This is a genomic window from Streptococcus sp. 517s (assembly GCF_054445985.1).
The window spans coordinates 191,575-206,816 of sequence record NZ_CM136847.1 but is presented as its reverse complement, the minus strand read 5'-3'; the positions used below and the strand labels follow the sequence as shown (position 1 = coordinate 206,816).

Genomic DNA, 15,242 nt, shown 5'->3' with positions numbered 1-15,242 from the left:
TATTTATTAGCTAAAAATAATATATAAAACCCACATAATTACTAGTGCCAACAAAATCCAAAACACTAAAAGAACACGAGACTTGTTCCCTTTTGAATCAGCTCCAGTCGTATCTAGCACTTTCTTATCTTCTTGGGGGTTCATTTTCTTCAGTTCATCCTGATAGGCAACCGAATCTACAATATTGTCTTCTGGCAATAATTCTGAAGCATAATAATCAGGAAAGCCCATAGCAAGACCAATTAAGTTCTTTTCTGTCACAGAAAAATCTAAATCTTTGGGTCGATTTTCCCGAATGGCTCGTATATTTTTTAACAGTTTATCAGAAACAACAGACACTTGGTCCATAAAAACAACATCTAAAAGATCAAATCCGAGCACATCACCGTCTTTGACATTTGCAAGAATATAGCGGACAAAGTCATCATATAGTTGCACGGATTGCGGGGCATTCTCTTCTAAAAAAGATCGGTTTTTGAGGGCATTCTGCTGGAATTTTTCAATAGAAAGCAAGATATCTACATTCTGCTCTTGGTAAAATCTTTCTGCTTGCTCTTCATCTTCTTCCAGTTTTTCTGCTGTTTTCCAGAGAGCAATCGGAGCTTTTAAATCGTCTTCATCCCAAAACAATTGCCAAAAATAGGGTATTGTGTAAATTCCCTCTGTTAGAATACGGGCTTCATCTCCGTTTTTTAAGTAAATATAACTTCTATTTGCCATATCATTTCCTTTCACAATCTTTGAAAAAGGTTAGTGGTTCAAGTAGGATGTAGATAAAACTATAAAGTTTCCAATTTTTCATGCCCAATCGAAAACCTAGACTTCATTTAAAAAGATGTTTCATAAAAGCACCAAGGGACGATAACAATACATGACCAGTTCAACCTCGGTCAGGACATCATCTGCAATTCTCATTTATTCTATTTTCTAATATAGTATGCTTCCGGGGTATAATGATAGAGCAAAACAAATAAGGGTGTCTCCGTAATTCCTTCCAACATCTCTTTTAATACTCCATCTGGATGGATAATCTCTCCTGTTTTAGTGAAATAAACACCTTGTTCACCATTCCGATTACGGAGTTCCCAGGCCACATTATTTCCTTGAACAGACGGCAAATAACGTCCCTTTTCTAGAAATTCAAAAAAATCTTTCACCGTCATGTCATCAGGAACTTCAAATTCCACCTCATGAGGCAGTACATCGTCCCCCATACACACAGAATCTCTATCAACTCGGATTTTCATTTCGTTCTGTCCTTATAAGTTTCTATTTGAACGCTATCAAAATAAATCTAAGTACCTCTATTGTAACACATTCCCTTTGTATTTTTGGGCTATCTAGCTATTATCATAACTTTCCATAGTCTCTTCCACTTCTGCCAAGGTTACCCCAAACAACTCTAAACGCTTGAGGAGTTGCTTGCCGTTGGAATAGCCAATGCGGAGCTGTTCACCTAGATACTCTCGGCGTCTACGGCTGTCTGCTCCCGCCAAGAAACCTAGGCGAATCAAGTCACCACGACTGATGTCAAACTCGTTCTCGTTTTCAAATTGCTCTGTCACCTGAGCCAGCGCTGTTTTTAGATCTTCATAGCTGGCGTGTTCGATTCCCAGAGACCGTCCCTTGGACTTAGATTTGGGCACTGCTTCATCTCGTTTGAGAAAGGCATGCTGCACAGTTGGAATGGCCGTCATAATCATGCAACGAATGCGCTCACCGTTAAAGTCAGGATCTGTAAAGACAATGACTCCATGCAGTTCATGCAGGCGACGAATCCGCTCTATATCCTGGTCATTGATTGCCGACCCTCGTGTCTCATAGGTCTCTACGTCAAAGTAACGTTTGAGATTGGCTGTATCATCGCGGCCTTCGACCACGATGACTTGGGAAATTTTTTCTTTCATCACTTTCTGTCCAATCCAAAGATACGTTCTGCATTTGCAGTTGTTACTGCGGCTAACTCCTCAGTCGTCATCCCACGCAAATCCGCGATAAAATCTACCACATAGCGTGTGTAGGCTGTTTTGTTTTCACGGCCACGTTTAGGAACAGGAGCCAGGTAAGGGGCATCCGTCTCTACCAAAATCTTGTCCAAAGGAAGTTCCCTAGCAACCTCTTGGATATCCGTCGCTTTTTTAAAGGTCACCACACCTGAGAAAGAAATAGTCATTCCAAGCTCGACAAACTTCTCAGCCCACTCCAAAGAACCTGAAAATGAGTGCATAATTCCACCACGAGGACCAACGCCCTCGCTCCTGATAATCTCATAAGTATCTTCTAGCGCATCACGAGTGTGGACCACAAAAGGCAAGTTCAAATCCTTAGATAACTGAATCTGACAACGAAAAACCTGCTCCTGCACTTCCTTAGGTGCTGTCATCCAATGGTAGTCCAGACCAATCTCACCTAAAGCAACAACCTTGGGATGCTTTAGGTTTTTAAGCAAGTAAGCTTCGACCTCGTCTGTGTATGTCCCTGCTTCCGTTGGATGCCAGCCAATAGTTGCGTAGAGTTGCTCATACTCATCTACCAACTCTAGGGCTCGTTCAATGGTTGGCTTATCAAAACCAACAATATTCATCTGTGTCACACCCATCTCAGCAGCCAAGGCGATTTCTTCGGCCTCACGTCCTGCAAATTCTTCTACATTTAAATGTGTGTGCGTATCAAAAATCATCTCTTCTAACCTCATTTTCTTCCATCTATTATACCAAAAATAGCATCCCTCGGCTTGGAAAAATATCCAAAAACCAGTCATTCTCCCTTGACTGCCCTTTTTCAAAGCAGTATAATAACACTTATTGAAATTTTCATCAAAGGAAAAGAAAATGTTTAGAAAATTAAAATATACCTTTATCGGTCGACCACTCAAGTCCCTCACAGACGGTGAAGGGGGATTACTTGGAAAAATGCAGGCACTTGCAATGTTATCCAGTGATGCCCTGTCTTCTATTGCCTATGGACCTGAACAAGTCATTCTCGTTTTAGTCAGTCTCTCTCCTCTCGCTATTTGGTGGAGCCTCCCTATCGGTATTTTTGTCCTCTTACTGCTCGCTAGTTTGACCATTTCCTATCGTCAAATCATCCACGCCTATCCTCAAGGCGGAGGAGCTTATATGGTCACTCGGGAAAATCTCTCCCCTGAACTAGGCTTGATTGCAGGTGGTAGCCTCCTTGTTGACTATATGCTGACAGTAGCCGTATCCGTTGCGTCTGGAGCTGATGCTATTACAGCAGCCATCCCTGCCCTCCATCCCTACAATCTTCATATCTCTATTTTCCTAGTCTGCCTGCTCATGCTCTTGAATTTAAGAGGATTGAAAGAATCTGCCAGCTCTCTGATGATTCCCGTCTACCTCTTTATCTTCAGTACCGTCTTTCTCTTGCTTTATGGATTCTTTCAACTATTTACAGGGTCCCTAAACTATCAGGCGACTTCAACCATTGGACAAACTGTTCCGAGCCTTTCCATCGTTCTCCTACTAAGAGCCTTTACCAGTGGCTCTGCCTCTCTGACAGGGGTTGAAGCTATTTCAAATGCGGTACCATTTTTTAAAACTCCGAAAGAAAAGAATGCTGCTCAGACTTTGACCATCATGTCGCTGATTTTAGGATTTCTTTTTGCAGGCATTACCTTCCTAAACTACTGGATGGGTATCACGCCTCAACACGGAGAAACCATCCTCTCGCAAATGGCCAAGGGCATTCTTGGTGATTCATTCTTTGGTCATGCTAGCTACTATCTCTTCCAGTTCTCAACAGCCTTGATTCTAGCTGTAGCTGCAAATACTGGCTTTTCAGCCTTCCCTATGCTGTCCTACAATATGGCCAAAAACAAGTACATGCCTCATCTCTTTATGGAAAAAGGGGATCGCCTTGGCTACTCCAACGGTATCTTAACTCTGGCCTTTGGGGCTATGATCCTTCTTCTCATTTTTAATGGGAATACTGAACGCTTGATTCCTCTTTATACTATCGGGGTCTTCGTTCCCTTTGCCCTTTCTCAGACTGGGATGATTCGCCATTGGAAAAAGGAAAAAGGAGCAAACTTCTTAAAACCTGCCTTTGCTAATATCCTTGGGGCCATCATTTGTTATGCTATTGTCCTCATTTTACTCCTCTTCAGACTAGGTGATATCTGGCCATTCTTCCCAATTATCCTAGTTCTAACTTTCCTCTTTTTGTCCATTCACAACCATTACCAAAAAGTGGCAAAACAACTGCGACTCTACGAAGGAATTGAAAAGCGCACTTATGACGGTAACCTTGTCCTTGTCCTAGTAGGAAATGTTACTCGAGTAAGTGTCGGAGCCATTAACTACGCTCAAAGTATCGGTGACGAAGTGTTGGCCATGCACATTTCTACTAAAGAAACGGCGGAAAAAGACCAAGAAATCCTCCAGGAATTTGCCGATTACTTCCCAAGTATCACTCTGAAGAATATCAATACCAGCTACCGCGACATCATCACCCCTAGCGTTAAGTATGTCAAACGAATCGCCCAAGAAGCTAAGCAAAAAAACTATACCGTTACAGTCCTTGTCCCACAGTTTATCCCTAACAAGCCTTGGCAAAATATCCTGCACAATCAAATGAGCCTCAAACTAAAATATGCTCTCAGATGGCACGAAGACGTCGTTGTCGCTAGCTACTCTTATCACTTAAAAGAATAAACAAAAGCTCAAAATCAGTAACTTATATCTGATTTTGAGTTTTTTGTATGTGACCTTTTAAATGAGCCCTCCATGAGTTTCATCTGAAATGACCGATTTCGTGGACAATGCACCCTTTAAGATAAAAAGAAAAGCCAGTAGACTCGAGTTCCTACTGACTTCTTTGCTGAATTTGTTTGGATTATGCAGCCAAAACTTTGCGTCCTTTACGACGACGAGCTGCCAATACGCGACGACCGTTTTTAGTTGACATACGGTTACGGAATCCGTGTTTGCGCGCACGACGAATTTTACTTGGTTGATAAGTACGTTTCACGATGAATACCTCCTCATAGATTTTGTATTCGTTTAGCCGGCTATAAAGTGATCAGTTACTAAACATACTTTACTATTCTATCTGATTCTGATACTTTTGTCAATAGCTCTAGGCAAATGTTTCCAGCTTTTTCTCATGTAAGCCCTATCTACGATACTGTTTCAAGAAACGAGTCATCTTTTCTTGGATTTGTGCTAATTCATCTACACGAGGGAGATAAACAATACGGAAATGGTCTGGTTCTTGCCAGTTAAAACCGCGACCATGAACCAATAGAACCTTCTCTTGCTTCAAGAAATTGAGGACAAATTGTTCATCATCATCGATGCGATACATATTGCGGTCAATTTTAGGGAAGATATAAAGTCCCGCCTTCGGCTTGACCGCAGACAAACCTGGGATATCTTGGATGGCATTGTAAATGAAGTTTCTTTGCTCGTAGATCCGTCCACCAGGAAGGAGCAATTCGTCCACCGACTGATGCCCACCTAGCGAGGTTTGTACGACTTGCTGAGCCAAAACGTTAGAGCAAAGGCGCATGTTAGACAGCATATTAAGACCTTCAATATAGCCCTTGACATGTGTCTTAGGTCCAGATAAGACCATCCATCCTATACGGAAACCAGCGATACGGTGAGATTTTGAAAGACCATTCATGCTGACACAGAAGACATCTGGAGCCAGACTAGCTACTGAGACATGCTCATGACCATCCATGACCATACGATCGTAGATTTCATCCGCAAAGATAATTAAGTCGTTTTGACGTGCAATCTCAATAATCTCCAACAAGAGTTCCTTGGGATAGAGGGCTCCTGTCGGATTATTTGGATTGATGAGAATAATAGCCTTGGTATTGGAAGTAATTTTTGACTTGATATCGTCAATATCAGGGTACCATTCTGCAGCCTCATCACAGATATAGTGAACGGCATTTCCCCCAGCTAGGCTGACAGCCGCTGTCCAGAGAGGATAGTCTGGCATAGGTACCAAGACCTCATCTCCATTGTCCAAAAGCCCCTGCATGGACATGACAATCAGCTCACTGACACCATTTCCAAGGTAAATATCATCAATATCCACATTTGGGAATTTCTTCAGTTGGCAATACTGCATGATAGCCTTACGGGCTGAGAAAATCCCTTTAGAATCAGAGTAACCTTCGCTATCACGCGCATTCATAATCAAATCATGAATGACCTCATCTGGCGCTGTAAAGCCAAATTCTGCTGGATTCCCTGTATTCAGGCGTAAAATCTTTTCTCCATTTGCTCGCATACGCATGGCTTCTTCTAAAACAGGACCACGGATATCATAAGCAACATGCTCTAGCTTGCTAGATTTGTTAAATTCTTTCATCTTTTTTCCTCAATTCGTCAGGATAGTAACATTATACCACTAGAAAGTCGCTGCGACAAGCTTCCATAAACAAGGAAGTAAAAGAAAAAAATGGACAATGGGAATTCTCACCAATTCTCTCTTTTATTTCTATATACGCACTAAGTCTATGACCAACAATATGGTTTAAAATATGATTTTTACTTTACTTCTTTAGTGAAAAGGGTTACAATAAAAGTAAGAAAATTTCAGGAGGTTTCATTATGGCACAACGTTACCAAAATGTTATGGTCGCAATTGATGGTTCTAAAGAAGCGGACTTGGCTTTCGTCAAAGGTGTTTACACTGCTCTACGCAATGAATCCAAGCTCACCATTGTCCATGTTATTGACACACGCGCTCTTCAAAGCGTATCTACCTTTGATGCTGAAGTTTACGAAGAACTCCAAGCAGATGCTGAAAGTATGATGAAAGAGTATGAAAAGCGTGCAAAAGATGCTGGTTTAACGGATATCCACATCGTCATCGAAATGGGAAATCCCAAAACTCTCCTCGCTCGGACGATTCCGGACGCAGAAAATGTTGACTTGATTTTAGTTGGTGCTACAGGTCTCAATGCCTTTGAACGCCTCTTAGTCGGTTCTTCATCTGAATATATTCTCCGCCATGCAAAAGTCGATTTGCTGGTCGTAAGAGAAAGTGAAAAAACATTATAATTATTAAAAAAGGAGCCTAGAGCTCCTTTTTGTTACTTATTATTTCTATTTCTTTCTTTATGTCGCTCATAAGCCTTAAGCTGACGTTGTAGCTCCTGTTTAATGGCAGGTTCTGGAGCATATTTTTCTTCCCAGTCATTCGGTTTTAAAATCTTGTGCGTAACCGAGTCAAAATGAGCTTTTCCATCAGGGAAGACCTTTCCCATATTTGCTTCATGAACAATATCAAAAATGCGTTCTGGATCCACTCCCATCAAAACAAAACTGCCGTACGTGAAATACAGTGTGTCGATCAAAGCATCCACTTGACCGACCAGATTTTGCTTAGCAGGTGTCTTTTTCGCCACTTTCTCTGCCGCCTTATCAAGTGCCTCATGCATGCTTGCAAGGGAGTCTTGAAATTCTTCCTCTGAAGAACTTGCAGCGCGGACAAACTCTACTAATTCTTCAATTTTAAAGTCTGCGCGGTGGGTTGCACCTTCAGCATCCCATGCCTGTGGCTCTTCTTGAGTTCGTTCATCCATCATGTGGTGGAAGGTCTTGACCTTATTAAAGTGGTAGTCCCGACTGACAAACACTTTTTCTGAAGCTAAAACGCCAAAGTGCTCAAGCGCCTTGTGGATGCCATCTTGTTGATTGCTTGCTGTAATGTGTTTAGCAACCTCTTTGGCACTGCTACTGCCATTTCCCATAGCGACTGACATACCGACACCTGCTAACATTTCCAGGTCGTTATCTGAATCACCAAAGGCCATGACCTGGTTGAGATCAAAGCCATATTCTTTTCCTACTCGGCGAATGCCTTCTAGTTTGGAATTTCCTTGGTTGATGATATCTGCTGCAAAAGGATTGCTTCGAGTTAATTTCAAATCTTCAAAATCACTTGCAGCTTTCTCAGATTCCTCTGGCGTCATCAGCATCAAAACTTGATAAATGGGTTGATTAATCAAGTTAAGTAGGTCGTCTTCCTTTTGAGGAACTGCCTTGCTGACCATTCGATTAAAGGAACGGCTAACAGTTCTTGTCAGCACAGTCGGAATAAAACGACTAACCAGTTGAGAAAAGGAGCCGAGACCAAATGACATAATCTTCGAACCAACAACGGCATGCTCAGTTCCAAGAGCGATTTCTTTACGCTCCTTTTTAGCGTAAGCAATCAGTTGACGCAGGCTTGACTTAGCAATTGGGCTTGCAAAGAGCACCTTTTCTTTATTAAAAATGTATTGGCCATTGTAGGTCACCGCAAAGTCCAAGTCCAAGTCTTCCATCAATTCCTTGACAAAAAACGGCCCTCGTCCTGTCGCTACTCCAACAAGTACCCCTTGCTCTTTGACAATCTTAATCGCGTCCTTAGTGGATTTCAAAACACTCTTGCGATCGTTGACTAGCGTTCCATCGATATCAAAAAAAACAGCTTTGACTTCCATCCTATCCCATTCTCCCCTTTTGTGTTACAATGATTATACCACATTTCAGAAAGAGTGACTAAATCATGCCTAAGAAAATCCTTGTTTTGCATACAGGTGGGACTATTTCCATGCAAGCAGACGCCACTGGTGCCGTTGTAACTAGTCAGGACAATCCCATGAACCATGTTTCCAATCCACTTGAAGGGATTGAGGTTCATGCCCTAGACTTTTTTAACCTGCCAAGCCCCCATATCAAACCCAAGCATATGCTTGCACTCTATCATAAAATCAAAGAGGAAGCTAATAACTACGATGGAGTAGTCATCACACATGGTACGGATACCTTAGAAGAAACAGCTTACTTCCTTGATACCATGAAAATCCCGCCCATCCCCATCGTTCTAACAGGGGCCATGCGCAGCTCCAACGAACTCGGTAGTGATGGTGTTTATAATTACCTAAGTGCTTTACGAGTAGCTAGCGATGACAGGGCTGCTGGCAAAGGAGTTTTGGTCGTTATGAACGATGAAATCCACGCTGCCAAGTATGTCACCAAAACACATACGACCAACGTCAGCACCTTCCAGACTCCAACGCACGGACCACTTGGTCTGATTATGAAACACGAAATCCTCTACTTCAAAACAGCTGAGCCCCGTGTCCGCTTTGACCTTGATCACATACAAGGATTAGTTCCTATCATCTCGGCTTATGCTGGTATGACAGATGAGCTGATTGATATGCTGGATTTGGAACAATTGGACGGATTGATTATCCAAGCCTTCGGAGCTGGTAATATTCCCAAAGAAACGGCTCAAAAATTAGAAAGCCTTCTACAAAAAGGAATTCCAGTCGCCTTGGTCTCACGGTGCTTTAACGGCATTGCTGAACCTGTCTACGCCTACCAAGGTGGAGGGGTACAGCTGCAACGAGCTGGTGTTTTCTTTGTCAAAGAACTCAACGCTCAAAAAGCCCGCTTGAAACTCCTTATCGCCCTCAATGCAGGATTAAAAGGACAGGCTTTGAAAGACTATATGGAAGGCTAAACCCTACTCTAGAAAGCAAAATCAGGAAATCTTCACGATTCCCTGATTTTTTCTATTTCCGTTTTCGTGTTGAACGACGCTCTGTCAAACCATGAGGCAAGAGAACTTCACGTTCTTCCAACTCTTCCTTGTGCATAATCTTCGTCAACATACGCATACTGATGGCACCAAGGTCATAAAGAGGTTGGGCAATAGTTGTCAAGTTTGGACGGGTAAAGCGTGAGATTTGTGAATCATCACTAGTAATGATTTCAAACTCTTCCGGCACAGACACACCGTGGTCAGCCAAACCATTTAGGACACCCGCAGCCAATTCATCACCTGTTACAACTGCGGCTGTAGCTTGTGATGAAATCAAGCGTTCTGCCAAGGCATAGCCATCGTCATAGCTGTATTTTGATTCAAAGACCAAACCCTCGCTATAAGAATGTCCAGCTTTTTTCAAGGCTTCCTTGTAACCGATCAAACGAACCTTGCCATTGATATCATCGACAAGTGGTCCACTCACAAAAGCAATTTTTTCGTTTTCTTTGAGAAGGTAGCTCACAGCATCAATCGTTGCTTGTTTGTAGTCGATATTCACACTTGGAAGTTGGTGTTCAACATCCACAGTACCAGCAAGAACAACCGGTGTCCGTGAACGAGAGAATTCTGAACGAATCTTTTCAGTCAAGTGATAGCCCATAAAGATAATCCCATCGACTTGTTTTGAAAAGAGAGTGTTGACTACTGAAACTTCCTTTTCATCATCTTCATCACTATTTGCAAGGACAATGTTATACTTGTACATTTCAGCAATGTCGTCAATCCCCTTAGCAAGCGTTGAGAAATAACCATTGGTAATGTTAGGAATCACAACTCCGACTGTCGTTGTTTTCTTGCTAGCCAAACCACGTGCTACCGCATTTGGACGATAGTCCAAGCGATCAATCACTTCTAGGACTTTTTTTCGAGTGTTCTCTTTAACATTCTTGTTGCCATTAACGACACGGCTAACAGTTGCCATTGAGACCCCAGCTTCACGGGCAACATCATAAATCGTTACTGTATCATCTGTGTTCATTCTGTTTCCTTTCTATATTGAAAATTTCGCTTTCACGTATCTACTTACTCCATTTTATCACTTATTGTAAACACTTTCAAGTATTTTTAGGAGAAACTTTGAAAAAATTTCATTCTTCATTCTCATTTTGAAAAAGCGAGTACGATTTCTTGATTTTTGAGATATTTTGCTGTATGATAAGGAAAAATAAAAGGGGGAGGAAAACATGGCTTTTACAAATACACAGAGACGTTCCGCTAGTTTTGGTGTTGTGACCAGCCTGCCTGACGATGTCATTGACTCTTTATGGTATATTATCGATCATTTCCTGAAAAATGTCTTTGAATTAGAAGAAGAACTTGAGTTTCAACTGCTCAACAATAAGGGGACCATCACCTTCCATTTTTCTAGTCAGCACCTTCCGACTAGCATCGATTTTGATTTCAATCATCCTTTCGATCCGCTTTACCCGCCTAGGGTCCTTGTTTTAGACCTAGACGGCAGAGAAACCATCCTCCTTCCAGAAGAAAATGACCTATTTTAAAAACTCTAGCTTCTCAGCGCAAACTGCTGAGGAACTAGAGTTTTCTTTTTCTAATAAATAGAGCGACTAACAACTAGACCGTTTGGCTTTGTGTACTCTAAATCAAGGTAATCCTGGTAAGTCCCTGGCACAATGAAACCTTGGGGACTCAATATATCAGTCCCAGCTTTTCCCACGATAGAGTCTGCCAGCAAAACACAATTGGTACTGAGAACAAAGTAGGTCTTAAACTCGGATGAGCTGAATTTATAGAGGGTCGCATCCGCTTCCTCTTTCAGTTGGTAGGAGTAGGTATGCTTGACCTCTCCCTCTCTTCTTTTCATCAACTGCGAGCTTGGTTCCCAAGGAATTAACAGATCTTCTATCTCTGCTAAACGGGCTTGGATGGCTACTTTCTGTTGGTTCGTCAAACTCAGACCATAAGCAAACAAAGTCTTCTGACTTTCCCTCTTACAAAGCTCAATGTATTTTTCCCGATTGGCCTTAAACAAAACACCGTCTCCAACCATGCCGAATAAACGCTCCGAGTGGGGATCATAGGAACCATAGGAAATAACCGTCCCTTGATAACAAATATCCACATGTCCCATGGCTAGGAAGAAGGAGGTTTCTGAGGTATGGATAAAAATTTCCAGATCCACCGTCTGGTCGTTTTTTCTTTCCGAATGAACTTCCCTTTCTTGGCTTTCATGATTTGCCAGCCACTCATTTAGTTTTCGTAAGGTACTGATAGGGATTAGCGCTGTCACAAAGATAGGCAGGGTCATTCGCATTCGTCGTTTCAGCTTGGGATTGTTTTCTATCTTTTCAAAAAAGAAACCGTCCCGAAGGCTACTAGCCCCTAGCATGAGCAAGTAAAACCCAAGCAAGAGCAATTCAAAATTCGCTGCATCGTGAAAAGGAGAGATGCTATAAATCCCAAATCCTATCATCCATACAGCATCGAAGAGATGATGGAGCCGAGGATGAATAGCATTTTTTCGATAGAGAGACCAGGTCACAAGACTAATGCCACCCGTAAACAGCTGGTAGCTCGCAATGACAAAGACTAGGAGATAGAGGGCAAGGTCTTGCAAGATGATAGAGTCAAACACGAGAGCCGCGACCACCAGCTTGGCCAGAGTTACAAAGATATTTTCCCGACGTTTTTTATCCTGAAACCAGCGAGTCAACAAGTGCCAAACTGCTGATAAGGAAAAGTAGCCCATCAGCAACTGGTACCCCATCCTCGGAATAACTTGTCCAAAACGAATCAAGAGAAGCCCTAAAACAATAGCAAGTAGTCCCTCCCCGATACTCTTCCACTTGCTATAGGTCTCGGAAAGTTTAGGCATTTCCTTGCTCCAACTGGTCAACCAAGTATCGAATTGGTTGCTTTAGGATCGGATGGATAAAATGGGGAGCTATTTCCACTAACGGCTCAAGGACAAAGAGGCGTTCTGCTATATAAGGATGAGGCAAGATGAGCTCGTCTGTGTAAATAATCTGGTCCTCCACAAAAAGCAGGTCCAAATCAATCAAGCGAGGCCCCCAATGCACCTCTCGAACCCGTCCCATTTCTGACTCAATGGCTAATAATGTTTCTAACAAGACTGGAGCCGGTAGCCAGGTTTCTACTTCAATCACCTGATTGACAAAGCTATCCTGCTCCACACCACCCCAAGGTTCCGTCGCCAAGACACTGGATTCTTTGAGAATATGGATACCTCGAACTCGCAGTTTGTCAATGGCTTGTTCCAAGTTTGCTTGCTTGTCCCCCATATTGCTTCCTAGAGCGATAAAGGCCTGCTGCTTACGACGGTGAATGGTCACCGAGCAGGTATCTAGCGGTAAATGCACTGGAGCCCAAGGTTTTTTTAGTTCCAACTCAATCTCTTGGACAAGAGGATAAGTCTCAAAGGTACGTTCAACGAGTTTGTAGGCTACCGTTTCAATCAAGTCCTCAGTGCTTTCCTGAAACCAGGTCGTCCACTGCTGACACAGTTCTCCGTAATGGACAGAGGCTGTTAAATCCAAGTCTGTCGCCGCCTTGGTCATATCATAGGATAAGCTTGCGGAAATAACAAACTTCTGCCCCAATTCTTTCTCACTTGGAAAGAGACCATGATAGGCAAAAATTTCCAAATCTTTAATCTGCAGTTGATCCATAACTAGTCCTTTCTAGAAAAATCCGCATGAAGCGGATTCTTTTTATACTCAATGAAAATCAAAGTGCAAACTAGGAAGCTAGCCGCAGGCTGTACTGGAGTACGGCAAGGTGAAGCTGACGTGGTTTGAATTTGATTTTCGAAGGGTATTATAGTCCCATTAAACGATAAGCCTGATCTCGGAGGTCCTTATCTGTTTCAAATAGACCACGAGCGACTGTTGTCAAAGTCGCAGTACCTGGTTTTCTGACACCACGCATGCTCATACACATATGCTCGGCCTCAATGACAACAAAGGTCCCTTTAGCACCCAGATAGTCCATCAAGGCATCAGCCACTTCAATATTCAAACGTTCTTGAATTTGTGGTTTTTTAGAATAAACTTCAACCGTACGGGCCAGCTTAGACAGGCCTGCCACACGACCATCTGGAATGTAGGCAATGTGAGCTTTCCCATAAAAGGGCAGAAAGTGGTGTTCACACATGGTGTGGAAAAAAATATCCTTTTCTACCACCATATTGTCATCAATAATCTCAAAGGATTTTGACAAGTGTTCCTCAGCAGTTTGACCAAGACCTGAAAAAATCTCTTGGTACATACGAGCTACACGAGCGGGTGTTTCCTGCAAGCCCTCGCGGTTAGCGTCCTCACCAACAGCCTCGATAATCATTTTTACAGCCGTTTCAATCTTTTGTGTATCCATTCTCGTTCTTCCTCTCCATCAGATAGGCTCTCACTTGGCTCAAGAAATACAAGGAGCCCGTGACAATCCTAACTGTTTTTTTCTCTTCTTTTCTATCTGTCAATTTCTGCTCTAGAAAATCCTGCCAACTTTGGTAATTGAGATTTCTAGACTTGGCTGTCTCTTTCAGCACGCTTTCATCAGTCGCCCGACTATCGTCAAAATGTGTCAGGGTAAGCTCGATATCTGGGATTTCCTCCAACAAATCCAGCATATCCTCCAAGGCCTTGGTTTTGATACAGGTAAAGAGGATTTCCTTATGATAATCCGCAAAGCGTTCTTGCAAGGTTGCTAATAAAGCCTTGATCGCATGGGGATTGTGGGCCCCATCCAAAATCACCAAGGGGTCTCTTGACACGACCTCCAAACGCCCTGGCCATCTGGTTTCTTTCAAAGCTTGAGCAACCAAGGCATTACTTGCTAATTCTCGCCCAGTCTCCTGGCAATAAGTGTCTAGGAGGGCAAGCGCCATCCCCGCATTCTCTATCTGATGTAAACCAATCAGACCAGTCTGGAAACGACCTTGTCTGACAGAACTGGTATAATCAAAGATTTCACCCGCTACCACACTTTCTTGATGACTGACTTGATAATCACTTCCATAGACAAGTCGCGGCGCATTTTTAGCTTCTGCAATAGGATCAATCACAGCCAAGGCTTCAGGAACAATATGACCTGTCACTAAGGGAATACCTTGTTTGACAATACCAGCCTTCTGCTCTGCTATGGCCTCCAAGGTGTCCCCAAGTAGGGCTACATGGTCCAGTCCAATGGTCGTAATCCCTGTCAAAATTGGCTGGCAAACATTGGTACTATCCAGAAGGCCACCCATGCCGACTTCCATGATGGCCACATCTACTAGCTCTGAGGCAAAGTAATCATAAGCTAGAGCTGTGATAATCTCAAACTCAGTTGTTCCCTGCAAATTGTCAGCAGATTCCCCCTCAAGCAAAGACTGATAGTCTGCCATGAGGGCTTCTAGTTTCGCTTCGGGGATGGATTCCCCATTGATGCTAATCTGATCCGTATAATGAATGAGATAGGGCGAGCTGAACACACCAACTCTTAGACCTAGCTTTTCCAGCATCTTTTTCAAAAAAGCAATGGTAGACCCCTTGCCATTGGTCCCTCCAATATGGATAACCTTAAGTTTGAGATGGGGATTGCCTCGCAGAGCTAGGAGTTCTACCATTCGCTCCAAGCCAAAATGCGGTTGGTCCGTCCGGTAGTTGACAATCCACTGATTGTTTTGAATTTCGTTCATC

Annotated in this window: 16 protein-coding genes; 4 read left to right on the top strand and 12 right to left on the bottom strand. The window is 42.8% G+C overall.

The window, feature by feature from the left end; all coding sequences use genetic code 11:
* Positions 1 to 6: 6 nt before the first annotated feature.
* The 4 genes from ACVX3R_RS01100 to ACVX3R_RS01085 form a co-directional block, all read right to left on the bottom strand.
* Positions 7 to 720 carry a dimethyladenosine transferase gene (locus tag ACVX3R_RS01100; protein ID WP_458795663.1) on the bottom strand — a complete coding sequence of 238 codons (714 nt, stop codon included), beginning with the start codon at positions 718 to 720 and terminating at the stop codon, positions 7 to 9.
* Between the two features lie 200 nt (positions 721 to 920).
* Entirely contained in the window at positions 921 to 1,247 is a 327-nt protein-coding gene (locus ACVX3R_RS01095; protein WP_458795152.1) for a hypothetical protein, read from the bottom strand.
* Positions 1,248 to 1,340: 93 nt separating this feature from the next.
* Positions 1,341 to 1,907, bottom strand: coding sequence for a ribonuclease M5 (rnmV, locus tag ACVX3R_RS01090; protein ID WP_458795151.1), 567 nt, complete (start codon positions 1,905 to 1,907; stop codon positions 1,341 to 1,343).
* Entirely contained in the window at positions 1,907 to 2,680 is a 774-nt protein-coding gene (locus tag ACVX3R_RS01085; protein WP_458795150.1) for a TatD family hydrolase, read from the bottom strand. Before ACVX3R_RS01085 ends, rnmV begins: the two co-directional genes overlap by 1 nt.
* 151 nt (positions 2,681 to 2,831) lie before the next feature.
* Between ACVX3R_RS01085 and ACVX3R_RS01080 the strand changes: the two genes are divergently transcribed.
* Positions 2,832 to 4,676, top strand: a complete 1,845-nt coding sequence (locus ACVX3R_RS01080; RefSeq protein WP_221161228.1) for an APC family permease — start codon at positions 2,832 to 2,834, stop codon at positions 4,674 to 4,676.
* 181 nt (positions 4,677 to 4,857) lie between these two features.
* Here ACVX3R_RS01080 and rpmH read toward each other — a convergent pair whose 3' ends face one another.
* Both rpmH and ACVX3R_RS01070 read right to left on the bottom strand, forming a co-directional pair.
* Complete coding sequence (gene rpmH, locus ACVX3R_RS01075) at positions 4,858 to 4,992, bottom strand: 50S ribosomal protein L34 (RefSeq protein ID WP_000831902.1); 135 nt, start codon at positions 4,990 to 4,992, stop codon at positions 4,858 to 4,860.
* Between the two features lie 144 nt (positions 4,993 to 5,136).
* Positions 5,137 to 6,351, bottom strand: coding sequence for a pyridoxal phosphate-dependent aminotransferase (locus ACVX3R_RS01070; RefSeq protein ID WP_000657746.1), 1,215 nt, complete (start codon positions 6,349 to 6,351; stop codon positions 5,137 to 5,139).
* Positions 6,352 to 6,593: 242 nt separating this feature from the next.
* On the opposite strand from ACVX3R_RS01070, the gene ACVX3R_RS01065 reads away from it, so the two are divergent.
* Positions 6,594 to 7,046 (top strand): universal stress protein, encoded by a 453-nt coding sequence (locus ACVX3R_RS01065; protein ID WP_000079164.1) that lies wholly within the window; start codon positions 6,594 to 6,596, stop codon positions 7,044 to 7,046.
* A 32-nt stretch (positions 7,047 to 7,078) separates the two neighbouring features.
* On the opposite strand, the gene ACVX3R_RS01060 is transcribed toward ACVX3R_RS01065, so the two are convergent.
* A complete protein-coding gene (locus ACVX3R_RS01060) occupies positions 7,079 to 8,473 on the bottom strand; it encodes a Cof-type HAD-IIB family hydrolase (protein WP_458795149.1) in 1,395 nt (464 codons plus the stop codon).
* Between the two features lie 65 nt (positions 8,474 to 8,538).
* On the opposite strand from ACVX3R_RS01060, the gene ACVX3R_RS01055 reads away from it, so the two are divergent.
* Entirely contained in the window at positions 8,539 to 9,501 is a 963-nt protein-coding gene (locus ACVX3R_RS01055) for an asparaginase (RefSeq protein ID WP_458795148.1), read from the top strand.
* 52 nt (positions 9,502 to 9,553) lie between these two features.
* On the opposite strand, the gene ccpA is transcribed toward ACVX3R_RS01055, so the two are convergent.
* Positions 9,554 to 10,564 (bottom strand): catabolite control protein A, encoded by a 1,011-nt coding sequence (gene ccpA, locus ACVX3R_RS01050; protein ID WP_057489261.1) that lies wholly within the window; start codon positions 10,562 to 10,564, stop codon positions 9,554 to 9,556.
* 205 nt (positions 10,565 to 10,769) lie between these two features.
* Between ccpA and ACVX3R_RS01045 the strand changes: the two genes are divergently transcribed.
* Positions 10,770 to 11,087 carry a DUF960 domain-containing protein gene (locus ACVX3R_RS01045; RefSeq protein WP_000886045.1) on the top strand — a complete coding sequence of 106 codons (318 nt, stop codon included), beginning with the start codon at positions 10,770 to 10,772 and terminating at the stop codon, positions 11,085 to 11,087.
* A gap of 50 nt (positions 11,088 to 11,137) precedes the next feature.
* Here ACVX3R_RS01045 and ACVX3R_RS01040 read toward each other — a convergent pair whose 3' ends face one another.
* The 4 genes from ACVX3R_RS01040 to ACVX3R_RS01025 all read right to left on the bottom strand — a co-directional run bounded on the left by ACVX3R_RS01040 (position 11,138) and on the right by ACVX3R_RS01025 (position 15,241).
* Positions 11,138 to 12,421, bottom strand: a complete 1,284-nt coding sequence (locus tag ACVX3R_RS01040) for a DUF308 domain-containing protein (protein WP_458795147.1) — start codon at positions 12,419 to 12,421, stop codon at positions 11,138 to 11,140.
* Positions 12,414 to 13,235: a 2-amino-4-hydroxy-6-hydroxymethyldihydropteridine diphosphokinase gene (gene folK / locus ACVX3R_RS01035; protein ID WP_458795146.1), complete on the bottom strand. Its 822-nt coding sequence runs from the start codon at positions 13,233 to 13,235 to the stop codon at positions 12,414 to 12,416. The genes ACVX3R_RS01040 and folK overlap by 8 nt, the downstream gene beginning before the upstream one ends.
* Before the next feature lie 148 nt (positions 13,236 to 13,383).
* Positions 13,384 to 13,938 carry a GTP cyclohydrolase I FolE gene (gene folE / locus ACVX3R_RS01030; protein WP_458795145.1) on the bottom strand — a complete coding sequence of 185 codons (555 nt, stop codon included), beginning with the start codon at positions 13,936 to 13,938 and terminating at the stop codon, positions 13,384 to 13,386.
* Entirely contained in the window at positions 13,919 to 15,241 is a 1,323-nt protein-coding gene (locus ACVX3R_RS01025; RefSeq protein ID WP_458795144.1) for a bifunctional folylpolyglutamate synthase/dihydrofolate synthase, read from the bottom strand. The genes folE and ACVX3R_RS01025 overlap by 20 nt, the downstream gene beginning before the upstream one ends.
* Between the last annotated feature and the right edge of the window lies 1 nt (position 15,242).